This window comes from Slackia piriformis YIT 12062 (assembly GCF_000296445.1).
In the GTDB taxonomy this organism is placed as follows: Bacteria; Actinomycetota; Coriobacteriia; order Coriobacteriales; family Eggerthellaceae; genus Slackia; species Slackia piriformis.
In genome coordinates this window covers 116,946-142,071 of record NZ_JH815198.1, presented here as the reverse complement: position 1 = coordinate 142,071, position 25,126 = coordinate 116,946, and the positions used below count along the sequence as shown (strand labels likewise).

General features: G+C 56.9%; 23 protein-coding genes and 2 tRNA genes. 2 read left to right on the top strand and 23 right to left on the bottom strand.

Annotated elements, in window-relative coordinates; all coding sequences use genetic code 11:
- Nucleotides 1-11: 11 nt before the first annotated feature.
- The 13 genes from lysS to HMPREF9451_RS00595 form a co-directional block, all read right to left on the bottom strand.
- The gene (lysS, locus tag HMPREF9451_RS00655) at nucleotides 12-2,009 is read right to left on the bottom strand and encodes a lysine--tRNA ligase (protein ID WP_009138367.1); all 1,998 of its coding nucleotides are present in this window, start codon (nucleotides 2,007-2,009) and stop codon (nucleotides 12-14) included.
- A gap of 62 nt (nucleotides 2,010-2,071) precedes the next feature.
- Nucleotides 2,072-2,539 (bottom strand): transcription elongation factor GreA, encoded by a 468-nt coding sequence (gene greA / locus HMPREF9451_RS00650; protein ID WP_009138366.1) that lies wholly within the window; start codon nucleotides 2,537-2,539, stop codon nucleotides 2,072-2,074.
- A 111-nt stretch (nucleotides 2,540-2,650) separates the two neighbouring features.
- Entirely contained in the window at nucleotides 2,651-2,920 is a 270-nt protein-coding gene (gene tatA / locus HMPREF9451_RS00645) for a twin-arginine translocase TatA/TatE family subunit (protein WP_009138365.1), read from the bottom strand.
- Between the two features lie 62 nt (nucleotides 2,921-2,982).
- Nucleotides 2,983-3,059 (bottom strand) — tRNA-Pro (locus HMPREF9451_RS00640).
- Between the two features lie 80 nt (nucleotides 3,060-3,139).
- Nucleotides 3,140-4,474 (bottom strand): coiled-coil domain-containing protein, encoded by a 1,335-nt coding sequence (locus tag HMPREF9451_RS00635; protein WP_009138364.1) that lies wholly within the window; start codon nucleotides 4,472-4,474, stop codon nucleotides 3,140-3,142.
- Nucleotides 4,475-4,863: 389 nt separating this feature from the next.
- On the bottom strand, nucleotides 4,864-6,126 hold the full coding sequence (locus HMPREF9451_RS00630) for a coiled-coil domain-containing protein (RefSeq protein ID WP_009138363.1): 1,263 nt from the start codon (nucleotides 6,124-6,126) through the stop codon (nucleotides 4,864-4,866).
- Between the two features lie 196 nt (nucleotides 6,127-6,322).
- Nucleotides 6,323-7,075: a peptidoglycan-binding domain-containing protein gene (locus tag HMPREF9451_RS00625; RefSeq protein WP_009138362.1), complete on the bottom strand. Its 753-nt coding sequence runs from the start codon at nucleotides 7,073-7,075 to the stop codon at nucleotides 6,323-6,325.
- Between the two features lie 17 nt (nucleotides 7,076-7,092).
- Nucleotides 7,093-8,163: a polyprenyl synthetase family protein gene (locus HMPREF9451_RS00620; RefSeq protein WP_009138361.1), complete on the bottom strand. Its 1,071-nt coding sequence runs from the start codon at nucleotides 8,161-8,163 to the stop codon at nucleotides 7,093-7,095.
- A 209-nt stretch (nucleotides 8,164-8,372) separates the two neighbouring features.
- A tRNA-Leu gene (locus tag HMPREF9451_RS00615) sits at nucleotides 8,373-8,457 on the bottom strand.
- 256 nt (nucleotides 8,458-8,713) lie between these two features.
- Complete coding sequence (locus tag HMPREF9451_RS00610) at nucleotides 8,714-9,652, bottom strand: Ppx/GppA phosphatase family protein (RefSeq protein WP_009138360.1); 939 nt, start codon at nucleotides 9,650-9,652, stop codon at nucleotides 8,714-8,716.
- Between the two features lie 53 nt (nucleotides 9,653-9,705).
- The gene (locus HMPREF9451_RS00605; protein ID WP_009138359.1) at nucleotides 9,706-10,920 is read right to left on the bottom strand and encodes an FtsB family cell division protein; all 1,215 of its coding nucleotides are present in this window, start codon (nucleotides 10,918-10,920) and stop codon (nucleotides 9,706-9,708) included.
- A gap of 214 nt (nucleotides 10,921-11,134) precedes the next feature.
- Nucleotides 11,135-12,604 (bottom strand): basic amino acid/polyamine antiporter, encoded by a 1,470-nt coding sequence (locus tag HMPREF9451_RS00600; RefSeq protein ID WP_009138358.1) that lies wholly within the window; start codon nucleotides 12,602-12,604, stop codon nucleotides 11,135-11,137.
- Between the two features lie 326 nt (nucleotides 12,605-12,930).
- Nucleotides 12,931-14,892 carry a leucine-rich repeat domain-containing protein gene (locus HMPREF9451_RS00595; protein WP_009138357.1) on the bottom strand — a complete coding sequence of 654 codons (1,962 nt, stop codon included), beginning with the start codon at nucleotides 14,890-14,892 and terminating at the stop codon, nucleotides 12,931-12,933.
- A gap of 183 nt (nucleotides 14,893-15,075) precedes the next feature.
- On the opposite strand from HMPREF9451_RS00595, the gene HMPREF9451_RS00590 reads away from it, so the two are divergent.
- Together HMPREF9451_RS00590 and HMPREF9451_RS00585 are read left to right on the top strand one after the other, a co-directional pair.
- Nucleotides 15,076-16,596, top strand: coding sequence for a vWA domain-containing protein (locus HMPREF9451_RS00590; RefSeq protein ID WP_009138356.1), 1,521 nt, complete (start codon nucleotides 15,076-15,078; stop codon nucleotides 16,594-16,596).
- Between the two features lie 120 nt (nucleotides 16,597-16,716).
- Nucleotides 16,717-18,225, top strand: a complete 1,509-nt coding sequence (locus tag HMPREF9451_RS00585; protein WP_009138355.1) for an ATP-binding protein — start codon at nucleotides 16,717-16,719, stop codon at nucleotides 18,223-18,225.
- A 160-nt stretch (nucleotides 18,226-18,385) separates the two neighbouring features.
- Here HMPREF9451_RS00585 and eno read toward each other — a convergent pair whose 3' ends face one another.
- From eno to infA, 10 genes are all read right to left on the bottom strand, one after another.
- Nucleotides 18,386-19,678 carry a phosphopyruvate hydratase gene (eno, locus tag HMPREF9451_RS00580; protein WP_009138354.1) on the bottom strand — a complete coding sequence of 431 codons (1,293 nt, stop codon included), beginning with the start codon at nucleotides 19,676-19,678 and terminating at the stop codon, nucleotides 18,386-18,388.
- 233 nt (nucleotides 19,679-19,911) lie between these two features.
- Nucleotides 19,912-20,631 (bottom strand): energy-coupling factor transporter transmembrane component T family protein, encoded by a 720-nt coding sequence (locus tag HMPREF9451_RS09300; RefSeq protein WP_009138353.1) that lies wholly within the window; start codon nucleotides 20,629-20,631, stop codon nucleotides 19,912-19,914.
- A 149-nt stretch (nucleotides 20,632-20,780) separates the two neighbouring features.
- Nucleotides 20,781-21,158 carry a hypothetical protein gene (locus tag HMPREF9451_RS00570; RefSeq protein WP_009138352.1) on the bottom strand — a complete coding sequence of 126 codons (378 nt, stop codon included), beginning with the start codon at nucleotides 21,156-21,158 and terminating at the stop codon, nucleotides 20,781-20,783.
- Nucleotides 21,159-21,393: 235 nt separating this feature from the next.
- A complete protein-coding gene (gene rplQ / locus HMPREF9451_RS00565) occupies nucleotides 21,394-21,912 on the bottom strand; it encodes a 50S ribosomal protein L17 (protein WP_009138351.1) in 519 nt (172 codons plus the stop codon).
- A 13-nt stretch (nucleotides 21,913-21,925) separates the two neighbouring features.
- Complete coding sequence (locus HMPREF9451_RS00560) at nucleotides 21,926-22,876, bottom strand: DNA-directed RNA polymerase subunit alpha (protein ID WP_009138350.1); 951 nt, start codon at nucleotides 22,874-22,876, stop codon at nucleotides 21,926-21,928.
- A gap of 32 nt (nucleotides 22,877-22,908) precedes the next feature.
- Entirely contained in the window at nucleotides 22,909-23,505 is a 597-nt protein-coding gene (rpsD, locus tag HMPREF9451_RS00555) for a 30S ribosomal protein S4 (protein ID WP_009138349.1), read from the bottom strand.
- A 21-nt stretch (nucleotides 23,506-23,526) separates the two neighbouring features.
- Nucleotides 23,527-23,922, bottom strand: a complete 396-nt coding sequence (gene rpsK, locus HMPREF9451_RS00550) for a 30S ribosomal protein S11 (RefSeq protein ID WP_009138348.1) — start codon at nucleotides 23,920-23,922, stop codon at nucleotides 23,527-23,529.
- 12 nt (nucleotides 23,923-23,934) lie between these two features.
- Complete coding sequence (gene rpsM / locus HMPREF9451_RS00545) at nucleotides 23,935-24,303, bottom strand: 30S ribosomal protein S13 (RefSeq protein WP_009138347.1); 369 nt, start codon at nucleotides 24,301-24,303, stop codon at nucleotides 23,935-23,937.
- Nucleotides 24,304-24,324: 21 nt separating this feature from the next.
- Complete coding sequence (gene rpmJ, locus HMPREF9451_RS00540; RefSeq protein ID WP_006363204.1) at nucleotides 24,325-24,438, bottom strand: 50S ribosomal protein L36; 114 nt, start codon at nucleotides 24,436-24,438, stop codon at nucleotides 24,325-24,327.
- Nucleotides 24,439-24,636: 198 nt separating this feature from the next.
- A complete protein-coding gene (infA, locus tag HMPREF9451_RS00535) occupies nucleotides 24,637-24,855 on the bottom strand; it encodes a translation initiation factor IF-1 (RefSeq protein ID WP_009138346.1) in 219 nt (72 codons plus the stop codon).
- Nucleotides 24,856-25,126 lie beyond the last annotated feature (271 nt).

The following is a 25,126-nucleotide window of genomic DNA, read 5'->3' as shown; positions in this document are numbered from 1 at the left end:
CTCGGACAAGCCTAGTACAGCTTCGCGCCGGCGGGAATGGAATCATCGACCATAAGCACGTTCAGACGCTCTTCGGACTCCTCGCCAACGGTTTCTTCGTGCACGGCGCTGATAATCATGCCGCAGGATTCGATGCCCATCATCTTGCGCGGAGGCAGATTGGTGATGGCGATAAGCGTACGGCCCACCAGATCCTCCGGCTCGTAATACGCATGGATTCCGGAAAGAATCGTGCGGTCTTCGCCCGTGCCGTCATCCAAGGTGAACTGCAGAAGCTTCTTGCTCTTGGGCACCGCGACGCACTCTTTCACCTTCACGGCACGGAAATCGGACTTGCAGAACGTGTCGAAATCGACAAACTCCTCGAACAGGGGCTCGACGGCAATCTTGGAGTAATCGACAGTCGGAACCTTGTTGGGCGCATATACGCTCGAAGAGGCGTCGTCCTGGACGGGCTGCTCGCCTGCAGCAGATGCAGAAGCACCGAGCTTCTTCTTGCCTTCAGGACGCATATGCGGGAACAGCAGCACGTCACGGATGCTGGCGGAATTCGTCAGCAGCATGACCACGCGGTCGATGCCGATGCCGATGCCGCCCGCAGGAGGCATGCCGTACTCAAGAGCGCGCACGTAATCTTCGTCATATTCCATGGCCTCGTCGTCGCCTTCGGCCTTTTCCTCCATCTGGCGGGCGAAGCGCTCGGCCTGATCAACCGGGTCGTTGAGCTCGGAGAACGCATTGGCGTATTCATGGCCGGCGATGACAAGCTCGAAACGATGGGTCAGGCGCGGGTCTTCCTCGTTGCGCTTGGCAAGGGGGCTTACCTCAACCGGATAGTCGCAGACGAACGTGGGATTCACGATGGAGTCTTCACCGATTTCGTCATAGATTTCGGCGATGATCTTACCCGGACCCCAATCGCTTTTAACCTCGATGCCGTGCTTTTTCGCATGGGCGGCAAGATCTTCGACAGGCGTATCCATGGTGACGGTTTCGCCCAAGACGTCGGAGACGATTTCGGTCATAGGACGGCTCGGCCATGCGCCGAACAAATCGATTTCCTGGTCCTGGTAAAGAATGGCCCCATCGAGACCGATGGCGCGAGCCGCAGCCTTGATGACGCCCTCGGCGAGCTCCTTCATGCCTTCAAGGTCGGAATAGGCGCGATAAGCCTCCATGGTGGTGAACTCGGGATTATGCGTAAGGTCCATACCCTCGTTGCGGAAAATGCGGCCGATCTCGAACACGCGCTCAAAACCGCCCACCAGCAGGCGCTTCAGGTGCAGCTCGGTCGCAATGCGCAGGTAGCATTCCTGGTCGAGCGCGTTGAAATGCGTGATGAACGGTTTCGCCGTGGCACCGCCCTGAATGGTCTGAAGAATGGGGGTCTCGACCTCCATGTAGCCGTCTTCTTCCATATAGCGGCGGAAGGCGGAAAGGATGGCAGAACGCTTGCGGAACGTGTCGCGCACGTCCTCGTTAACAATCAGATCGACATAGCGCTGACGATAACGTGTCTCTTTGTCAGAGAGACCGTGGAACTTCTCGGGAAGGGGGCGAACCGCCTTGGAGAGAAGTTTGATCTGGCGCGGGGCCACGGAAAGCTGGCCGCGCTTCGTGCGAACGACGGCGCCTTCGACGTTGATGATATCGCCCAGGTCGAGCTGGCCAAGCAACGTCCAATCGGATTCGGCCATGTCGTTGATACGGCAGAACAGCTGGATATCGCCCGTGGTGTCGCGCAAAACGACGAAGACGATTTTGCCCTGGCCGCGCTTGGCGACGATGCGGCCGCCGATTTTCACGATGTCTTCGGTGTTCTCTCCGTCTCCAAGGTCTGCATATTTTGCATCGATATCGACGACATAATCGGAAACTTCGGAATGCTCCGGATACGGATTGACGCCGTCCTCGATATAGGACATGCGCGTGACAAGGCGGCGGGCGCGCTCGTCATTCAGCGTGTCGAGGCCTTCGGCCTGCTCGTTTTCGATAGTGGCTTCGCTCATCAAGCATCCTTCATTCGTTCTCAATCGCCCGTCGGGCGGTGTGTATGCAAGTCTTTCGTAAATTAGTGCTCGATCTTCAGAATGGACATCGTGACCTCGCGACCGGTAGGTCCGACCGTAGAAACGACATCATCCTTCTTGTGGCCGAGCAGAGCAGAGCCTACAGGGCTCTCGTTGGAGATTTTCCCTTCGGCAACGTCTGCCTCCGCAGCGCCGACAATGGTGAAAACGCGCTCGCGACCGCCCATGTCAACCGTGACAATGCTGCCCACGGTCACCTTGTTGGACTTCTTAGGAGCAGCAACAACGGTGGCCTCGGAGAGAATCTGGTTGATCTCGGCGATGCGGGCCTCCACCATGCCCTGCTCGTTCTTCGCGTCGTCATACTCGGAGTTCTCCGAGATATCGCCGAATTCACGAGCGACCTTGATGCGCTCGCCTACCTCGGCGCGCTTTTCATTCTCCAGGTAATGAAGTTCCTTCTCGAGCTTTTCTTTGCCTTCGGGAGTAAGGATGTACTCGTTTGCCATTGCAACAACACCTAACCTAAAAAACAGGCACGCTTGCGGCGTGCTCCTATAAACCAAAAAACGGTATGCCGACAACCGCCGACATACCGTTGCTGAATCTAAACCGAGAACTTATTCCTCTTCGGAATCAGTTGCCTGCGCGGCGGCTTTCTTGGCGGATGCAGCCTTCTTTTTACGAACAGGTTTCTCTTCGACCTCTTCCTCTTCGTCGTCGAGGTCTTCGATTTCCTTCTTTGCGCCGCCACCCATGCCGTCACGCAGATTCTTTACCGTACGGCCAAGGGCGCTACCGAGCTTTGGAAGGTTCTTGGGGCCGAAAATCAGAAGAGCGACGGCCAAGATGATAAGAAGTTCAGGAACACCGAGTCCAAAGATTTTCATGAATTCCTCCAAGCTAATGCCCGACTGAAAATTGTGGGCTCATGAACGCGTCTGCAAAGAAATGGTCGGGACGACAGGATTTGAACCTGCGGCCTCTGCGTCCCGAACGCAGCGCTCTACCAAGCTGAGCCACGTCCCGACATATCGCAAACAGCGCGCTATATGTTAACGCATTTCCTCAAAAATGCAAAGGGGTTTTTCAAATCAAAACTCTCTGCATTAATACCAACGCAGCGCAGCGGTGAACGGATCCCACCATGAACGGCTGCTATAGCAGACCACTTCCCCCGGCTGAGGTGCGTGGATGTAGCTGTATCCGCCCGAGCTTGCCGCAATGGCGACATGGCCGCTCGTGTACAGAACATCTCCAGGCTGGGCTTGCCCAACCGAGCCGACCCACTGCGCCGAAGCGTATTGCGCCGTAGTATTGCGGCCGATCCAGATTCCCGCGCCCGCCTGCCAGCAATAGCTGGTAAGGCCTGAGCAATCCAGGCCGACGCCCGGCGTTGTTCCGCCCCAGACATACGGCACGCCAAGCTGGCTTTGGGCTGCGCCGACAATGGCGGAGCCGTACGAGTTTCCGCCACCGGTGCCGCCGGTCGAGCCGCCCGTAGAACCACCGCCGCTAGAGCCACCCGTGGAGCCTCCGGTCGAGCCTCCTGCAGAGCCGCCCGTGGAGCCTTCGGTCGAACCGCCCGTGGAACCGCCCGTAGAACCGCCTGCGGAACCACCGGTCGAACCGCCTCCCGTGGAACCTCCGCCAGTGCTGCCCTCAGTGGAGCCGCCGCCCGTAGAACCGCCCAATTCTTCGCCCTGGCTGCCCGCACCATCGGACGAGGAGTCCTGGTCGGATTCGGCTTCCGAAGAAGCATCCGTTCCCGTCGCCGCTGCGGCCTGCACCGCAGCCTCTTCAGCGGCCTTCTTTTCTTCCTCCAAAAGCGCGGCCACCTCGGCGTCAAGGGAGTCCACTTCGTCTTGATACTGACTCACAAGGCTTTCTGCCTCGGTTTTCGCAGCCTGAGCTTCGTCCATCTTCTGCTTAGCCGTGTCGGCCTGAGCGGAATACTCGGCCTTCTGGGCCTCGTTGTCTTCGCGCAGGGTCTTCGTCTCGGAGACGAGCTTTGCATCCTCGTCATTGAGCATATTGAGCGAATCCCAATTCTTCAGGAAATCATCGAAGGAAGCCGAGCCCAGAACGATATCCAGAAACGTGGTCTGGCCGTTGCGATACATGCTGCGCGCGCGGCCGCCCAAACGCTCCTGGAGCTCTGCGATGCGCACGTTGTTCTCGTCGATCTTCGTCTGCGCCTCGTCCATCTTCGACAAGGCCGTATCGTGGTCTTCAAGAGCCTGGTTGTACGTATCGGAGGCAACACCGAGTTGCAAGCGCATCTCGTTGAGCTTCTGACGAGCAGCATCCGCTTTCGCCTGAACGTCGGAGGATGTCTCGGGCTCGGCAAAAGCAACCTTGGGCGCAATCAGGCCGACGGCACCGAATGCTACGGCGCCTCCGAGGAAAGTCCGTCGTGTAAGGTGTGCATGCAAGGAGTTCATACATGTCCTTTCAAACAAAAGACGCCGTTACATACGACGTCGAACACTGCGAGCATAACAAACCAAGCCCCATTCGCCACATTGTTCATATTTGAATCATGCTACGTTCACACACGCCAATACCAAGTTTGAAACCGTAAGCTGGTTTCTTTTCGAGCCTTTTCCTTTTCAGAGCATCAAAGAATTTCAACACCGCTAGAAGCCACATGCCGTTATGCGGAACTTTGGAATCGTCCGGCGAGAAGAAACCCATCCGGCAATCCCGCCCAGGAATACAAAAAATCCCCGGCTCTGTGAACCGGGGATTTCGAAAGCAATGCAATCGCACACGATTAAAACACGCAAACCCTTTGCCGAATCGTGGCTTTCTAGGCAAACGCCCGCGCCCCTTACCAGCGAAGCGCGCAGTAGAACTGCCGCCAGGAAGAGTAGCAGACAACTTCGCCCGGCTGAGGCGCATGGATGTAGCTACCGCCGCCGGCAGATGCGCAGATGCCCACATGACCGCCCGTATAGAGAACGTCGCCTGGCTGAGCCTCGCTAAGAGAAAGAACGTAGCGAGCAGAAGAATACTGCGCGCCCGTGGTGCGTCCGATGCTGTAGCCCGTGGCGCTGTAGCAATAGCTGGTAAGACCGGAGCAATCCAGGCCGACGCCGGGAGTAGAGCCGCCCCATACGTAAGGGACGCCAAGCTGGGTCTGAGCAACACCCAGAGCAGCCGTGTTCGGCGTGCCACTGCCCGTGCCGCCGCTGGTAGAACCGCCACCGGTGCTGCCGCCGCCGGAGTTACCGCCGCCAGTAGTGCCACCGCCACCAGGTCCGCCACCGGTGCTGCCGCCCCCGGGGATGCCGCCGCCGGAGTTACCGCCACCAGTGCTGCCGCCGCCGGAGTTGCCACCACCAGTGCTGCCGCCGGTAGAACCGCCAGAATTGTCATCAGTATTTTCAGAAGACTCCTGGGTGCGCTCCTCCTCCTTGAAGGATGCAGCCTGGGCTGCCGCAGCAGCCTCTGCCGCCGCTTGACGCTCCTGCTCGACCAGAGCAGCAACCTCAGCATCGAGGGAGTCGACTTCGGCCTGATACTGAACGACCAGCGCCTCTGCCTCCGTCTTAATAGCAGAAGCTTCGTCCATCTTCTGCTTGGCCGTGTCGGCCTGAGCGGAGTATTCGGCCTTCTGGGCCTCGTTGTCTTCGCGCAGGGTCTTCGTCTCGGAAACGAGCTTGGCGTCGTTGTCGTTCAACGTTTCTAAGGAATCCCAGTTTTTTAGGAAATCATCGAAGGACGCAGAGCCGACAAGGATATCCAAAAACGTAGTCTGGCCGTTGCGATACATGCTGCGCGCGCGGCCGCCCAGGCGCTCCTGGAGCTCTGCGATGCGCACGTTGTTCTCGTCGATCTTCGTCTGGGCCTCGTCCATCTTCTGCGTTGCCACATCATGCTCTTCAAGAGCCGTATAGTAATCGTCAGAAGCCTTGGAGAGCTTCGACTGCATATCATCAAGCTTGACGCGCACAGCGTCGGCCTCCGCCTGCTTGTCCGCAGACGTGGGGTCGGCGAACGCGACGCTCGGCACACCCAAGGAAACGACACCGAAAGCGGCGGCACCTCCCACGAATGCACGTCTCGTCAAATGCATGTTCTGTTCTGCCATACAAGCCCCTTACCATAATTCGGTCATAAAGCCCTAAGTCTTATGTACGATACAAAAAAACCCGCCCTATGCAAAGTAAGAATGCTGGTTTATTCATTCGCTCGTCACAGAGCGTTCACATAAAGAAGGGGCGCTTACAGCGACACCCCTTCATGGTTTTTCTTTTATCTTTCGCTTCCCACGATCCTGGAAAACGCTAGGAAAACGCCATACAGAACGCGTCAAGAAGCATAATCGCGTCATGATGAGCCAGCCTGTCGGTTTCCGCCTGGTCCGCCTCGGCGGAAGAAGGACCGGGAACTTCGATAGCGATACGCAAAGGAACTCCCGACAAAGCCTTATCGCGAGCTACATCCACGGCGGCGGCGATACTGCGGGAAAGCGCCGACGTGTCATCGCACACAACGCGTGGAACCGCTTTGTCGGTTTCGTCGTTCGAACGAACGATATGGGTCAAAATCATATGCCCATCAGGAGGAACGAGCAGTGTCTCGGCGCTGACCATTTTCGACCGCGGATTGGTTGCCATGGCGAGATTGGACATGTTCGATGCAACCTTGCGCGTGAAATCTTCCGTACCGAAAAGACACACGGCATGATGCTCGAGCACGTCGGCCGCACGCGCAAAGCCCATATAGGCATGATCTTCCACCTGGGGCTTGTCCATCCATGCGTTATGAAGGTTCTTCAGGATCGCATACGTGTTAACGCCCGCGATACCGTCGGGCTCAAGACCCATGTTAAGCTGGAATTTCCGCAAGGCTCCTTCGGTATAGGCTCCGAACGTACCGCTCACCCCGCCGCACGCGAAGCCCAGAGCACCAAGAGCCGTCTGCAATTCTTCGACATCTTTGCCCGTGAAATTCGGCGTGCGCAGATACAAGAGGCGATCGCCCAGGTCAAACCGATTGCCCTCTTTATCCTGACGATGAATGGTTGGAGAAATCATTCCGCGGTCCACGCTTTCTACTTGAGACGACGAACGAAATAGTCTGCCATGGAAATCAGGAGGTCGCGAGCGGGGCTCTCGTCAAGCATGTCAAGCAAGCGAACCTTCGAAACGCTCGTGAGATTTTCTGCATAGCAGCGGGCATAATCGATAGACCCGCTTTCGCGCATAATATCGACCGCCTCGGAAAGCATAGCAGGATCGGTCGTTTTGCTCGAAAGAATGTCAATCAGACGATCTTTCTGAGAAGAATTCTGAAGCGCATGCACCACCATGAGCGTGCGTTTTCCTTCAGTGATGTCGCTGCAGAAATCCTTGCCGACCACATCGGCATCACCTTCTATATTGAGAAGATCGTCCTGGATCTGGAACGCAAGCCCGGTATCCAATCCATAATTGCGCAGCGCTTCGATCTGAGCTTCGGATCCGCCGCCGATGATTGCACCGATGGCCAGAGGCACCGCACCCGAATAATGGGCGGTCTTATGGGTCGCCATGACAAGGTAATCTTCAGGCGTAATGTCGTAGCGATTATCGCGCGCCCAGCCAAGATCGAGGGCTTGGCCTTCTATGGTCCGCCTAGTCATATCGATCAGCTCAGTGACGACGCGAACCTTCACGGCGTCGGACAACGCGGGATCCTTGATGACGCTGCCGTTGACGAGGGACAACGCAAGATCGCCCGCATTGATTGCTAAACCGAGCCCCTCGGTCAAGTGCAGGCAAGGCTCGCCGCGACGAAGGGTTGCCTCATCGGCGATGTCATCGTGAATAAGGGCCGCCGTGTGGAAATGCTCGATCGCGGCAGCAGCAGAAACAGCCATGCGGACATCTCCGCCAACGGCAACGCAGGAAGCAAAGCAAATGAGCGGACGATGACGCTTCCCGCCGTTTTCGCTGTATTTCAACACAGGAGCATACAAATACGAATCCATATCGGCGTGCGTGCCGGAAGGGATGAAGGTGTTTACAAGCACACCCACTTTTCCCGCGTACAAATCGAGGTATTCTTCGAAAGATGCGGGAGGATGTTCGAGGGCGCCGAGAAGGTCTTCCATGCTTGCTTTTCTCAGTTCGGCTGCAGTCATGCGTTGCGTCTCTTTTCGTCGTAAATCATGTCGCCAATGCGGCGCGTGCTCATGCGCCAATCCAGTGTCCGTCGGCCACAATGCGCTGCATTTTTCGCGAAAAAGAGCTTTCGCCTTCCCTTTCGCGAAAAAACAGCCGTACAGACAACGCTGCCATTCCGGCAAGACCCTCGCCCTCTTGGCTACGGAACACGTTTACGCGAGGAGATTGGTAGGAGCGGTGGGACTCGAACCCACAAGACCGAAGTCGGAAGATTTTAAGTCTCCTGCGTATGCCAATTCCGCCACGCTCCCCCGTATGGACCATCGCGCGTCAAGCGCAGTTCCTAATAATAGCAAAAAGCATCCGCGTGCTCGCCTCACTCACGAAACGTACCCAATCGTTAAGGCGAATTGCCCTTGTCCGTTACCATGCCGCATCTTTCTCGCACGATACGACCCGTTCGCCATGCGCCGCGACGATGAATGAAGAACGCAAGATTTCTCGGCAAACACCCCTTGCAGGAAACGCGCTACGACGTGCAAGAGGCGTTACGGCGAAACCGTGGCTCTACGAACGCAGCGCGTCAAGAACGATGCCGATAAGAATATCGCTTTCGCTCGCCGTGAAACCATCGACCTTGGCAAGGCTCATCACTGCGTCAAGGATAACGACTCCCGCAGGAAACACGCCCGCTCGCTTGGGCTGAATACCGGCAACCTTCTTGCGCTTTTCAAGAGGAAGCGCGCAAAGGCGCCGGGCAACGTCGTCGAATTCCTCACGGGCAACTACGGTCTTATGCACGCGGGACGAATCGTACGGAACGAGGGAATCGCGCACGGCAACCACGCTCGTGGGCGTTCCCGCCACAGCAACGAGACGGTCGAAATGGATGGATTCTCCCTCGAAAAACGGCGCCAGCGTTTCGAGCGCCCATGCACGAGCCTGCGCAAGCTCGCATTCAGACGGCGGGTCGCTTTTCAAAAACCGCTCGGTCATGCGACGGCAGCCGATATCGAAAGAGCGACTTGCGCGCAGCTCGATTTTGGGAACAACAGACTCCGCCGGCCCGTAAGCCCTCCCGAATGCGAGCTCGGTGGAGCCTCCTCCTATGTCTGCAAACAGAATGTCTTCTCCGCGAAAATCATTGGAAGCCCCGAGGAAAGAAAGCTCTGCCTCGCGCGACCCGGGAATGACCGACAGTTCGACGCCTATGTCGCGCAAACGGTCCACGAACACATCGGAATTCTCCGCATCGCGGCTGGCGCTGGTGGCAAGAGCTACCAGCGAGTCTATGGGCGCGTATTCGTCGATGGTCTCCTTATAACGCGTGACCTGATCGACCGTGCGCGCTATAGCATCGTCGGACAAACGCCCCGATGCATCAACGCCTTCGCCAAGGTTAGTGATAACGCTCTTTCGACAAAGCGGCGTTACGCCCGATTCGCTAACGTCGGCAATAAAAAGCCTGCTCGTAACCGTGCCGATATCTATAGCCGCAACACGCATTGGCCCGCCTTTCACGCGTTTGTCGATCGCCCTCTCGCCGAAGGCGCCAGTCTTTACGAATCGCTCTTTTCCTCGGATGAAGCCTCGCCGGAAGAGCCTTCCCCGTCGGAGGATGCCGAAGCCCCCTCGTCGGAGGCCACATCGTGCACATTGCTCATATCGGTATTGTCGGTCTTAGCGCTTGCCGGATCGACATAGCCGAAAAACGCATCGAGCATCGGTGAGTACCACGTCTCCGGGGCAGGAACGCTGCCGCTTTTCACCTGGGCGTTTATGGATTCGTCTTTTTGCGAGGAACCCTCCTGGTCGAGGCCTTGCACGACACCCGCCGTCTCGCCCTCTTCGACCCATCCGAGCTCGGTCCGAGCGGCGTCCTTGATTCCCTCGTCGGTCTTCAAATGCTCAATCTCGCTCTCCATGGCGGCATTGCGGGCCGAAAGAGCGTCGTATTCCGCCTGCAGGCGCGATTGCTCTCTAAGCTCGAGATAATACTGCCTGGTCGTGGGATACAGAAAAACCAAGGCCATGACAATGCAAAGAAGCGATCCTAGGACGATTGCAAGACGGGGGGTGACGATGCGCGATGCCTTCTTCCCTTCAGAGGAAGCCGACGAGCGTTTGCGCGAAGACGTCGAGCCGCCGAGGTTCTCGAACGCTCTCTTGTGGCTTTTGCCCATCTCGGCCTTATATACCGCAGCCCGAGACGTTTCCTGCCGATCGCGATCATCGGCGCCAAACTGGCGCGTGAACATTTTCTCGGCTCGCTGTTTCGCGCGAGCCTTTCCCCGATCGGAAGAAGACCTCTTCGAGCGTTCACCGCTCTCCTCTTCATACGCCTCAAGAGCGGCGCGCGGAGCAAAGATGTCATCTGCGGGCTCCTCGCGCACGGCCTCGTCGAAACGAGTGCGGGAAGAAGACCCGGGTATGTACGAGAACGTGCTGTTCGAGCGCGCGTTGCGGACGCTCGGACGAGCCGACCCGGCCAGATGGATATCAGTCGAACGCCCCGTGGAAACACGAGAAGAAAAAGACGAAGACGAAGCCCCGTAAGAAGAAGACACACCCGTGCGGGCAGAAACGCCGTAGCCGCCCGATGCCGCATACCTCGCAGAAGAACGACCGTCCTCTCGCGCCGACGGCATTGCCTCGCCCACTGCAGCATCGGCGCGCCCATTCCGTCGAACAGACGCGGAACGCACATTCCGAGACGAAGCCATATGCTTTACGTCGTCAAACGGAATGATATTGGTATTGCCGGGATGTGCCATGCAGACGTTGGCTCCTTGGATGCATAGGGTGCGTTTCAATGGGTACATACATGCTAGAGCTGCTTAATGGTACCACAACGGTTTTCCTCACCGCACATCTTCGCACGCCCTTGACAACCGCCGCAAAACGAAAAGGGAAACACGACATCAAACAAAATGGGGCGCCGACCGCTCATTGCAAGTCGACGCCCCGTTAAGCGCTCGCGCTCGGTGGCTAGATAACGCTGATTTGCCCAGTGGCGATCAACGCGATGCTCACGATGAAGAAAATCACGATGGCAGAAGCAAGAATCTTGTCCGCGAGCTTCGGCAGAACCGCCTGGCCGCGCTCCTTCTGCCCATAGGCATACAGCACAATGCCCGGAGCGAACAAGATGGTGGTGATCATGAGACCCGTCAGTCCGCCCGCGTAAATCAGGAACAAGCTGTAGAAAAAGCCTACGCCGCCGATGATGCGATACAGCCACACGGTCTTGGCGCTCTGCCCCTCGAAACCATCCTTCTTCAGCGCGCACACAAACAGGTAGAGCGAGCTGAAGAAATACGGGATGAGAATCATAGAAACAGAAACCCCGTAGAAGAACTGGTAGGTCTGCTCGGAGAACAGAATGACCACGAGAAACGCCTGCACGATAAGACACGTAATGGTGCAGGTAACGATAGGAGCGCCGTTTTTGTTCTTTTTCGCGAAGATTTTCGGGAAAACTCCCTGTTCAGCGGCCTCATGCGGGCATTCCGACGCAATGATCGTATAGCCCAGCATGGCGCCGAGCAGAGAAAGCGCAACGCCCAGGTTCACCAGAGCGGCGCCCCACGGTCCCACGACCGCCTCGAGCACGCCGGCCATGGAGGGATTCGGCAGCGCAGCCAGCTCCGCACGCGACATAACGCCCATGGACAAGATGGAGACAAGCAGGTAGATGGCAAGAATGCCGAAGAACGCGATGACGGTCGCACGGCCTACGTCCTTGCTGTACTTCGCACGCCCGGAAATGGCGACGGCGCCCTCGATGCCAAGGAAAATCCAGATGCTCACACCCACCGTGGCAACCACCTGATCCCACAGAACCGGTCCGTCGGGCTCTCCCCAGAAGTTATCCATGAAAATCGCAGGGTCGAAATTCATGGAAAAGATGATGGCAACGACGGCCACCAGAAGCGGAACGAGCTTGGCGATGGTCGTTATGATGTTGATGCTCGCAGCCTCTTTCACGCCACGCGTCACAAGCGTCCAGCATACCCACACGATGATCGAGGCGCCAATGACGGACACAAGATTGTTTCCCTCCCCGAACACCGGGAAGAAGAACGAAAGACTCGCAAACAGCAGCGTCGTATAAGAAACCGTGGCAAGCAGAGCGCTGATCCAATAGCCGTAGGCCGAATTGAATCCCATGTATTCACCGAACCCGGCACGCGCGTAGCTGTAGATGCCGCCCGTCAGCTTCGGCTTGAACTTATTGAGCGCGTAGAAACACATCATGAGGCAGAACACGCCGATGCCGCAGACCAGCCAGCCGATCAAAACGGCGCCGGTATTCGCCCCGGCGGCGGCCATATCGCCCGCCATCGTGAAAACGCCACCGCCGATTACGGCGGTGATCACGGCCGCGATCAAATGCGGCATAGAAAGACCATTGGGGTCGTTGACCAAGTCAGTACGCCCCTCGGCAAGGTTAGCCATGACAAACCTGCTTTCTGTACTTTTATTCCCCTTGCGCCAACCTCTCCCTGTCAGCGCACTTCAACAGAATACTCCCAATTTTCCCAAATTAACTCCTTGCAACGAATCATTTTCCTCTTATTTCTCCCCGTTCTTGCGCATTTTCATGCAAATCACCTGTTCATTATGCATTTGTATGATATTTACGATTCGTCAACGAAACGTTCCGATCGATTTCTTCCATCCGATGATCCTTCCGCAAAAGACGAACAAGGGCGATTCCGGCCATAGAAAAGGCCGGCTCCGAAGAGCCGGCCTGATGCAATACGATCAGCATTACGCTCGGTCTACAAGGCAAAACGAGCACGAGAGGACGACGAAGGCCGCGAAGCCGCCGCATTGCTGCGACGATGCTCCTCCATCAGGAACAACACGCAATCGGCGCGGTTGCACGACCGAAGAAGCTCGATCTGCTCGTCGAAGGTTGCATCGTCGATGAAGCCGGCCGCGAGAAGCGCCGCCACCTCGTCGCGATCGCCATTTTGCGCAACGCGTTTGCGAGCATCCGACCCCCGTTCGCGCAGGCGCTCGACCAGCGCCGAGCAAACTTCGTCAGGAGCGCGGTGCGGGTCGGCAACGCGCGAGATAAGTGCGCCAAGGCGATCGGGGAGGTTTTTCCCCGAAAGCAACAGCTCGTCATACCGGGCATAGTTAAACGGCACACCGTCCTCGCCCGATTCGCAAAAGCAACTAAGGAGCTGGTCCGCGGAAATATGAACCGTCGAGCCCGTATGCGCGAGTTTGCAGACCGCATATTCGAAACAGCCCTCTCCCACGAAACGCACGCTTTTCGGAATGACCACAGCACCGTCGAACGCGCGGGAGCAGAAGCTGTGCGCGCCGATGCTTTCAAGTCCTTCGGGAAGCACGAGCCGCTTCGTCCCCTTGCATGCGTTATCGCGCTCGATGGTGCGCACGGTATCGGGGAATACCACAGTCTCGGGCGCAAACGGTAGCGCACGCACACCGATGCGCACAAGCGGCCTGCCGCAGACTTCGTTCGGAAGCGAGAGCATGGTGCGGGCCGGAGGCACGGCCTGCTTGATTGCAGCCGAGGGAGACTGATCGGCCATGCCCGCATGACGAGCAGCGGCCGCTTCGGCAAAACGCTTCGATATCGACTTCGGAGCCGCAGGGCCCGCCACAAGCAGAGCGCCTTCGTCGTTGAAGTCGTAGAAGCAGTCATCAGACTGCACCACGCCATCGCTCGCAAGGCGCACGCCGCGCGCCGTGAGCGCGATACCGACGCGCGAGGCGGGCGAGCAGATCCATACGGCATCATCCCATCCGCGCGCAGCCACGCGATCGAGCGTTTCGGGGCAGCGAACAATGCGCGGCGGCTCGCATCCGGTGCACAGCGCGACAGACCCTATCTCACGCACGCCGGCAGGAATGACGAAATCGCTGGCGTACGGAGGCGCGATGAACAAAAGCTTCGCCCCGTCTTTCGTCAACAAATTGCCGTCCGACGAGGAATAATGGGCATTGTCGGGGTCGACCGAATATGCACGCCTCCCCAAGCGAGGAGACACGCCCGCAAGATCGCACGGCATATCTCCCATACGCTCGACGCCGGAGCCCAGGTGGATATGACCCGCCGAGACGGCGGAAAAGGCATCGGCATCGATGCAAGCAACCGTATCGGGCACAATGAGCGCACGGACGCCGACCCCTTGGACATAGCGACGGGCGAACGCCTCGGCCGTGATGCGCACGATGGGAACATCGCCCACAAACGCCGGCAGCACAACAACCAGGTCGTCATCCGCACCCGTCGCCCTCGCGAGGCTTTTCAGGTCGAACCCAGACAGCGCATAGCCGCCTTCGTCTTCGCGCACAGACACCACGTCGCGAATGCTCAGCTCATCGCCGCTTGCCCCGTTCAAGCGAGGAGCGAGCACGGCGCTGCTTTCGGGACGCGCAAGATGACTTCCCGCCATAGCGCGCTCGAGCACCGAATTCAGCTCTTCGTCGCTGATTCCGCCCATGCTGTATGCGCCCGTGTAAATTAGCCCGATCTCCTGCCCTTCGAGCATTTCCGTCGAAGCCGACGCCTCTCCGGCGCGCTCCGAAACCCATTCCTCATACGGCAGAAGCTGAGGCGACCACACTTCGCCTTCGCGCGCCTGCGCGGCAGCGGTCAATTCAACATCATTTGGAGAAAGTCTCCTCATCTGACGCTTCGCTTCGGCCACAAGCGCCTCGATGTCTGTCGTCTCGTCGAAAAACACCAGAGAATCGCCCGCCATCGGTCCCTCCTCGCACGAACGCGACACCTGACCCTCCGGCGTCGCAATATTGTTTACCGTCATATTTCGCCATGCTACACTTCGGTAAAGACCTTGGGCAAGCGTGCGTTGACATTGCATTGCGAATACGCGGCAATCCGCATATGCAGCCCTGTCGTTTTCTTCCTTCGATTAGGAGCAGCCATGGCCACCGAAACCGTCGACGCGCTCGCAAGACAAGCGCTCGACCTTGCGAAAAACGCACTACTCGTACATGTGCGCTTTATGAATGCGGCGTTTGCTCGCTTGCGCCCTCTGCCCATTCCCGGCTCCACGCTTGCCACCGACGGGACCCATATCCGCTACGATTCGGCGGAAATAGCGCGTATGTACGCAGAAGAGCCCGCCTCGGTAGCACGCGGGTTCCTCCACGTGATTTTGCATAACGTATTTCTGCATCTTTACCCCAGCCCAAAAGTCGACGCCTTGCGATGGAACACGGCATGTGACATAGCCGTAGAACACGTCATCTCCGAACTCGACCTTCCTGCCGCTCGCACGCAACGCGCATCGAAGCAAAGCGCCGCAATCGCCCGTATCACGGCGGCACTCGATATCGTCACCGCCGAAACCATCTATCGGTATTTGGTGGACACCGTCGCAGACGACGAAGAAGTCGAACTGATGCGCGAAGCCTTCATCGTGGACGACCATGACCCATGGCATGCCATGGCCGCAGAAGAAGAGGCCCGACGCCAAGCCAAAGAACGCAAGCACGTCGAGGAAAACAACACCGGCGCCACGCAAGCTGCGACAAAAGCAGGCGAAGACGGCACCAAGACTGATATCCCCGAAGAAGCGAAGGACGCTAAGAAAAGCCATTCTTCCAAACGCGGCCTTCCCCAGGAGGAAATCACCCAGAAGGAAACGCCCGAAGACCCGCGGCGCGCGATCGGCGAGCGATTCGCCGACACGGTCAATCTGGACCGCTCGCGCGACCAATGGAAGAACGCCGCATACGAAATGGGCGTTCAGCTTGACACCTACGTGCAACTCTGGGGCGCTGAAGGCTCCAACCTCGCCATGAACCTCAAGGCGGTCACCAGGGAGAAGCACGACTACCGCGAATTTCTGCGCAAATTCGCCCACATGGGCGAACATATGAAAATCAACGACGACGAATTCGATTACGTCTACTACTGCTATGGTCTTTCGCGCTATGGGAACCTTCCGCTGATCGAACCGCTCGAATACAACGAGGAAAAACGCATCCGCGACTTCGTCATTGCAATCGACACCTCGTCTTCCACCAAAGATGGGCTGGTGCGCAAGTTCATCGAAAAGACCTATTCCATCCTTTCCGACGAAACGAGCTTTTTCTCGGACATGAACGTAGTCATCCTGCAGTGCGATGCGGCGATCACCGACGTCACCCGCATTTCATCGCTAGGCGATCTGAATGATTATCTGGACGACCTCGAAATCAAGGGACTCGGAGGCACCGACTTCCGCCCCGTTTTCGCCTATGTGGACGAAGCGCTCGAACGAGGCGACTTCTCCAAGCTCGGCGGCTTGATCTATTTCACCGACGGACAAGGTACCTATCCTGCGCGAAAACCGGATTATCCGGCGGCGTTCGTCCTCGTGGAAGACGATACCGGCGTTGAAATGCCCGTGTGGGCAATCAAAGTCGTCCTTGAAGAAACAGCATTGATTGAAGAATAGAAACGTCAGCGAAGTGAACAGCCGCTAACGCTTCGAGCGCGTCTTCGACGACAAGGGGAATGGCGTCAACGCACAAGACGCGCGGTTCGCAACGAAGCCTGCGGCGCAACGGGAGGAATCATGAACATCAGACAAGCAAAACAGCAGATCGAACGATCCATGAAGGCATATTTCGCCAAAGACGAATTCGGAGAATATCGCCTCTCCGTCAACAGGCAGCGTCCCGTTTTCCTGATCGGCGCGCCCGGCATCGGCAAAACCGCCATCATGGAGCAAATCGCACAAGAGCTCGAAGTGGGCTTCGTCGCCTACTCCATGACGCATCACACGCGCCAAAGCGCCCTTGGCCTGCCTTTCATTTCGCACAAGACCTACGGCGGCGAAGAGTACGACGTCTCCGAATACACCATGAGCGAAATCATCGCGTCGGTATACGAAACCATGGAGGCCACCGGCAAGAAAGAAGGCATCCTCTTCCTCGACGAAATCAACTGCGTCTCCGAGACGCTGACCCCTGCCATGCTGCAGTTCCTGCAGTATAAGGTCTTCGGCCGCCATCGAGTGCCCGATGGCTGGATCGTCGTGACGGCGGGCAATCCCCCAGAGTACAACCGCACCGTGCATGACTTCGATATGGCAACATGGGACCGTCTGAAGCGCATCGACGTCGACCCCGATTACACCGCATGGCGCGACTACGCCGTCGAAACGGGGGTACATCCCGCCGTGCTCACGTATCTCGATATCGAGCAGGGGCACTTCTACCATGTAGAGACCACAGTCGACGGCATGTCCTTCGTCACGGCGCGTGGCTGGGACGACCTTTCCTCCATCATCAAGCTCTACGAGGAGCAGAATCTGCCCGTCGACGACCTCCTTATCGGACAGTACGTCCAAAGCCCTGAAATTGCTAAGCATTTCTCCGTCTACTACGAGCTGTTCACGAAATACCGCTCCGATTACCAAATCGACCGCATCGTAGAAGGCACGTTCGACCAGGGTATCGTGGAGCGTGCACAGGAAGCGGGGTTTGACGAGCGTGTATCGCTTATGGGTCTGATTACCGATGCGCTGATCGGCGTTGTCCGCGAAGCCGTCTCCGAGGAAAAAGCCGTCGCGTTCACGCATGAACAGCTTGCGGCATTGCGTGACCGCATGGCCGAAGACGCAACGGAAGACGCGCGCGATCTGGCGCAAAAAGCTGCTGCTGAAATTCGTAAAAAGGCAGGCATCGAAAAAACGGCGGGGCTGCTTAGCTCCGATAAGAAGCTTTCCTACGAACGCGCAGCAGGACTCCTTGAAGCCACCGTGCGCAACACCGAGGGCTCCGCGCTTTCCTTCGACGACATCAAAGCGGAATTCGAAGAAATGCTCGACGCGCTCGATGACCGCTTGGACCGTGCAGCGCGCGGGCTCGACAACGTATTCCGCTTCGTCGAAGAAACATTCGGCGACGGCCAGGAAATGCTGTTGCTGGTAACCGACCTGTCCGTCAACCGCTATAGCATGGCATTCATCAACGACCACGGCTGCGAACGTTACTTCGCCCACAACGAAAAACTGTTGTTCCGCGAACGGGGCGACGACCTGATCGATCGCATCAACAGGTTGAATCTCGAAGAGGAATAAGCATACGGGGGCGCTATGGACGGTCGAGCGCAGCGCCCCCGTCCCGCGTCCACACGAGGTCGTGTGAAGCACTGCGACCCCCGTTTCGTACCCACACGCAAAAGCCGCCTGCGAGCACCAGGGCTTGCAGGCGGCTTCACGTTTCAATAGGGGCGCCGAGTTAACGCTTGATGTTGTAGAACGCGTTCATGCCGGCATACTGGCCCGCGTCGGCGAGCTCTTCCTCGATACGGATGAGCTGGTTGTACTTGGCAATGCGGTCGGAACGGCACGGTGCGCCGGTCTTAATCTGGCCCGCATTGCACGCGACGGAAAGGTCGGCGATGGTGGTGTCTTCGGACTCGCCGGAGCGATGGCTCATAACGCATGCATAGCCAGCCTGCTTTGCCATCTGAATGGCTTCCATAGCCTCGGTCAGGCTGCCGATCTGGTTCACCTTGACCAGAATGGCGTTGGCAACGCCAAGCTCGATACCTTTCTTCAGGCGCTCGGAATTGGTGACGAAGAGGTCGTCGCCAACCAGCTGGACGCGATCGCCAATGCGATCGGTCAGAAGCTTCCAGCCGTCCCAGTCTTCCTCGGCCATGCCGTCTTCGATGGAGATGATGGGGTACTTGTCGACGAGCTTCTCCCAGTAATCGACCATTTCCTCGCTGGTGTACTCAACGCCCTCACCAGCCAGGACGTACACGCCGCGTTCCGCATCGTAATATTCGGTGGAAGCGGGGTCCATGGCGAACATGATATCGACGCCCGGCTTGTAGCCTGCCTTCTCACATGCTTCGGAGATGTACTTCAAAGGCTCTTCGTTGGTCTTGAGATTCGGAGCAAAACCGCCTTCGTCGCCCACGCCGCCGCCGAGGCCCGCATCATGCAGAACCTTCTTCAGGGTATGGTAGATTTCGGCGCACCAGCGCAGGCCCTCAGCAAAAGAGGGAGCGCCCACGGGCATAATCATGAACTCCTGGAAGTCAACGTTGTTATCAGCATGCACGCCGCCGTTGAGAATGTTCATCATCGGAGTGGGAAGCACGTTGGCATTCACGCCGCCGACATAGCGGTACAGCGGAAGTTCGACGGATTCCGCAGCGGCACGAGCGGCGGCCAAGGAAACGCCCAGAATGGCGTTTGCGCCCAAGCGACCCTTGTTCGGAGTGCCATCCAGGTCGATCATCTCGGCATCGAGAGAACGCTGGTCGGTTGCATCCATGCCGATAACGGCATCAGCGATTTCTTCATTCACATGGGCGACGGCCTTGGTAACGCCCTTGCCCAGATAACGGTCGGCTTCGCCATCACGCAGTTCAACCGCCTCGAATGCGCCCGTAGATGCACCAGACGGAACGATAGCGCGGGCAAACGAGCCGTCGTCCAGCGTGACTTCCACCTCTACGGTCGGATTACCGCGGGAATCCAGAACTTCGCGACCGTACACGTCGAAGATGATGCTCATGAAGATTGCCTCCTCTTTCGGTTGAAACGGCAAGAGCAGTATGGTTGCCGCCTTTTGAAGCGGCAGCAATTCGCATGCCGCATGAACAGAGCGATTGTATCAGGATTTACAGCAAGCGGCATCGAGCGCAAAGCGAGCGGTGGCAACGAGACAGCAAGCGAATGAGGCAAGGCAAGAAGGCGGTTCCATACGCACGGGTACCCCTTCGACACTTGCAAGCTATGGCAACAACGCTATAGCAGCAACGCCGCCGAAACGATGGCAGCGCATAGAAGGAGCGTGAGCGCAACGGCAGCGGCACCGAGATTTTCGTCTCCATGCAAGCTCGTTCGACGAGAGCATCCCCCGTAACAACGAGCCTCCATCGCCTGGGCCAGCACGCCGGCTCTGTGAAACAGCCCCACGAGCATCGGCACCAAAACGCTCCCCCAGTTCTTGACGCGCTCGATCACGCCGCCTTCGTCAAGATTCGCGCCTCGCGCACGCTGAGCCGATGAAACCCTCTGGAATTCGTCCATGCTCACGGGAATGAACCTCAGGGCGATAGAAAACATTGTGGCAATATCATCAACGGGTACGTGCACTTTTCGAAGCGGAGAAAGAAAGAACGCAAACGCTCGTACAAGGCAGGTATCATCGTAGGAAAAAGCCACCGACAATGTTGCAACGGCAAGGAGGAAAATGCGGAACGCGTAGAAAAAACCTTCGGCGATCCCCTGGGGAATATGAGCCACTACCGTAAACGCCAGAATGAGCAGCAGCGGCACCATGCCGCGCATCACCTTGACGAACGAAACGCGAGCTGCAGCAAGAACCACGAAGAGGCCAATAGCAAAAATCCCGAGAGCCATCCACGAATCCGCTAAAAACAGCGCGATGGAGTACACGAACGCCAGCGCGATGGCGATACGCGCATCAATACGAAGGGATACGTTGTTTGGACGCAATGACATGCCCTTCAGTATATGCGAGCCACACGGACCTGCTGATACCCTCCATCAAACATCAAGACACGCACGAAAGCCTTTGAAGAACCTGCACAAAAAAAAACGGACGCAAGAAAAAACTTGCGCCCGTTTCCCGACAAATAAAAGCTATTCGGCTATTCAGCCGTATCGTCTTTTTTCGAAATGCGCTCTACCGTCGCCTTTGCGGCTTCAGCAGCACGATCGCCCATTTCCTTCGCCGTTTCAACGGATTTATCAGCAATGTGAGAAGTAGCATCCATCACATGCTCGGCCGCCTGTTTGGATGCATCCATGGCTTTTTCTGCCGCAGCCTTAGCTTCGTCGACCATCCCAGGAAAATTATCATGAGCGGCGTTGGCAAGCTCTTCGGTTTTCGCACGCGCGCTTTCGACGACAGCCGGAGCCTGCTCTTGAATTGCGTCGATGATCTTATCGTTCGCATCTTTCAGCTCTCCAGCGAATTCCTGCGCTTTATCAATAGCTTCGTTGATGATTTTTCCCAGTTCGGACATGGCGCCCCCTTCGTACCGGGGATTATGCGCATCTGCGCAAACCCCTCTGTTGCCCCTGTTCATTGGACAACTTCATCCTACCACGGCAGAAGTTGAGTCGAAGGATGAATTCGACACGTTGACAACTTGCTACGCCCCGTCGAAGCCCATCGAGAACCATCAAACGCATGTCTACAGCATGCATACAAAAAACGCCGCCCTGGACAGGACGGCGTTTCCTTGCAAGAAAATAAGGTTATTCAGCCTTCTTCTCTTCGGCCTCTTCTGCAGGAGCCTCGGTAGCCTCAGCAGCTTCCTCGACAACCTCCTCAGCCTTTGCTTCCTCGGCGGGAGCTTCAATCTTCTTCGGCTCAGCCTTCTCGGCAGGAGCTTCAGCGGTCTTCTTCTGGACGGGCTCGGTCACGAGCTCCATGATGACCATGGGAGCATTGTCACCCTTGCGGGGACCAAGCTTCATGATGCGGGTGTAGCCACCCTGACGGTCGGCGAACATGCCCTGCGCGACCTTCTCGAAAATCTCGCGAACGAGCTCTTTGTCATTGCCGAGAGCAGCAATGGCAAGACGACGGGAGTGCAGGTCGCCCTTCTTTGCCCAGGTAATGATCTTGTCCACGTCGGGACGAATCTCCTTGGCACGAGACTCGATGGTCTTGATGCGGTCGTTGAGGAACAGCGACTTCACCAAGGACCTCTTCATGGCCTTAGTGTGGGAAGCGTCAGTACCCAGCTTGCGGCCCTTCTTGTAATGCCTCATCGTGTATCTCCTATTATTGCTTCAAATTGAGGTCCATGGAGATCAGCTTGTCTTTGACCTCTTCAATGGACTTCGCACCAAAGTTACGGATATTGAGCAAGTCATTCTCAGAGAACTCGACCAGCTGACGCACGGAGTGAATGCCCGCGCGCTTCAGGCAGTTGTAGGAACGGACGGAAAGGTCCAAATCCTCGATCTGCTTATCGAGCTCCGCATTCGCCTCCTGGCCTTCGGGAGCGAAGATAGAAGGAATCTCGCCCTCTTCTTCGTCTGCAATATCAGCCAGGGTCAAGAATGCGCCCATGTACTGGTTGATGATATTGGCCGCACGGCACACCGCCTCATTAGGAACGATGGAGCCGTCAGTCTCGACCTCAAGAACCAGCTTGTCGAAGTCGGTGCGCTGGCCCACGCGCGTATCGCTGACAGCAAGCGTGCAGCGACGCACCGGGGAGAACAGGCTGTCCACATGAATGATGCCGATAGGGTCTTCGGTGCGCTTGTTGCGCTCGGCCGAAACATACCCGCGACCAACACCGATGCGAATGCTCATGTTCAACGTACCGCCATCGGCGACAGTGGCGATAACATGCTCAGGATTGACGAGCGTGAACTCGGCGGGCACCTTGATGTCAGCACCGGTTACCGTGCAGGGACCCTCGACGGAAATGGTCGCGGTCGCCTCGGTGTAGTCCTCGGAAAGGGCCGAGAAAACAAGGCCCTTTACGTTCAGGACGATATCGGTGACATCTTCGATAACACCCTCAGCGGTGGTGAACTCATGCTGCACGCCTTCAATCTGAATAGCGGTAGCCTTCGCACCATCGAGAGAGGACAGAAGCACGCGACGCATGCAATTGCCCAGCGTATATCCGAAACCACGCTCAAGCGGCTCTACGATGAAGCGAGCGACGGTATCGTTCACTTCTTCGGTTGTGACGGTTGGCCTCATGAACTCTGCCATAGTTTGTAAGCCTCCTAATCAGCCGCTGGTTATTACTTAGAGTAGAGCTCGACGATAAGCTGCTCGTTGATATCCAGGTCGATCTGATCACGGTTGGGAAGGGAGAGCACGCTGCCCTGCAGCTTCTCGATGTCAACTTCGAGCCATGCAGGAACCTGCATACGCTCGTTGGAGACGAGAGCGCTCTTGATGACGAGCATTTCCTTTGCCTTGGGGGCAACGGAAACGAGGTCGCCAGGACGGACGCGGAAAGACGGAATGTCAACGCGACGACCGTTCACCAGGATATGACCATGGGTCACAGTCTGGCGAGCTTCCTTGCGGGTGCGAGCGAAGCCCAGGCGGAACACGACATTGTCGAGACGAGACTCGAGGATACGCATGAGGTTCTCGCCGGTAATGCCCTGCTGGCGCTTAGCCTGCTTGAAGTAGCCACGGAACTGCTTCTCGAGAACGCCATAGATGAACTTGGCCTTCTGCTTCTCGCGAAGCTGCATGCCGTATTCGCTTTCCTTGCGACGGCGCTTGGGCTGACGGATAGATTCTTTCTTGCTGCTGTAGCCCAGCACAACCGGATCAATACCGAGCTGGCGGCAGCGCTTAAGAACCGGAGTCCTATTGATTGCCATAATGATTCGATCCTTTCTGAACTACACGCGACGGCGCTTGCACTGACGGCAGCCGTTGTGCGGGATGGGGGTGCAATCCTGGATGCTTGCCACTTCGAGGCCTGCAGCCTGCAGAGAGCGGATAGCGGTCTCGCGACCAGAGCCGGGGCCCTTCACGAAAACGCTGACCTTCTTCAGGCCATGCTCCATAGCGGTCTTAGCAGCCTGCTCGGCAGCCATCTGCGCAGCAAAGGGGGTAGACTTGCGGGAGCCTTTGAAGCCCACGGTGCCTGCAGAATTCCAGGAAATCACGTTACCCTGAGGATCGGTGATAGAAACGATGGTGTTGTTGAAGGTGCTCTTGATATGAGCCTGACCGACCGCAATGTTCTTGCGCTCGGAGCGCTTGATGCGCGTACGAACGTTCTTCTTAGCCATGTGTCAAAACCCCTACTTCTTCTTGCCGCCGATTTGACGCTTGGGACCCTTGCGGGTACGAGCGTTGGTGTGGGTGCGCTGACCGCGAACAGGAAGACCCTTGCGGTGACGCAGGCCACGGTAGCAGCCGATTTCCATAAGGCGCTTAACGTTCTGAGAAACCTCGCGATGAAGGTCGCCCTCGACGGTGAGGTTCTTGTCGATGTATTCGCGGATTTTCTGGAGATCGTCCTCGGAGATGTCCTTCACGCGGACATCCGGGTCGATGCCAGTCTCAGCGATAATCTTTTTTGCGGTGGTGTTGCCGATACCGTAGATGTAAGTCAAGCCGATCTCAATGCGCTTCTCGCGAGGGAGGTCGACACCAAAAAGACGTGCCATAGTTTAGCTAGCCTTCCTCTCTTAACCCTGACGCTGCTTATGACGGGGGTTCTCGCAGATCACGAGCACCTTGCCATGGCGTCGAATGATTTTGCACTTGTCGCACATTTTCTTGACCGAAGGACGGACCTTCATTTTCGTCTCCTTAGAATGTGCGGCTTCCCTTGGCCGACGGTTCAGCCGTAGGGGAACCTTTTGTTTTCTTTTACTCTATGCAACACGCCCAGCCGCAGGCGATAGTTGTCATATTGCTATGTGTCGGACATGCGGCCGCTGCACTTTTAAGCACAGTAATGCACCCTTGAAACCCTCGAAATGACGGGCAGGGTGCAGCTATTTGGAACGATAGGTAATACGACCGCGAGACAAGTCGTACACAGACAGCTCAACGGTAACTTTGTCGCCCGGCAGAATTTTGATGTAGTGCATGCGCATTTTGCCGGAAATATGCGCCAAAATCTGATGGCCGTTTTCGAGCTCCACCTTAAACATTGCATTCGGGAGCGCTTCGAGAACCTTACCCTCAAGTTCGATGACGTCTTCTTTTGCCAAGAATCTTCCTTCTTCACTCATCTTTGCCAAGCAGCAGCTGATTATTTTACCAAACTTTTTATCCCTCGGACAAAATTCATTTTGGCATCACAAAAGACAGCGCTTTTGCAGCTGCTTTGGAGCATTTTAGCACTCTTTCTTTCATTTTCGACCCTCTACCTGCGGTATTTTAGAAAAACCAACCATTTATCTTTGGAGGTAGATTACAAATAATATGCTGGTATCTTAAAGTAATCAGAACCGCTTAAAACAGATCGCATACCGACCATCC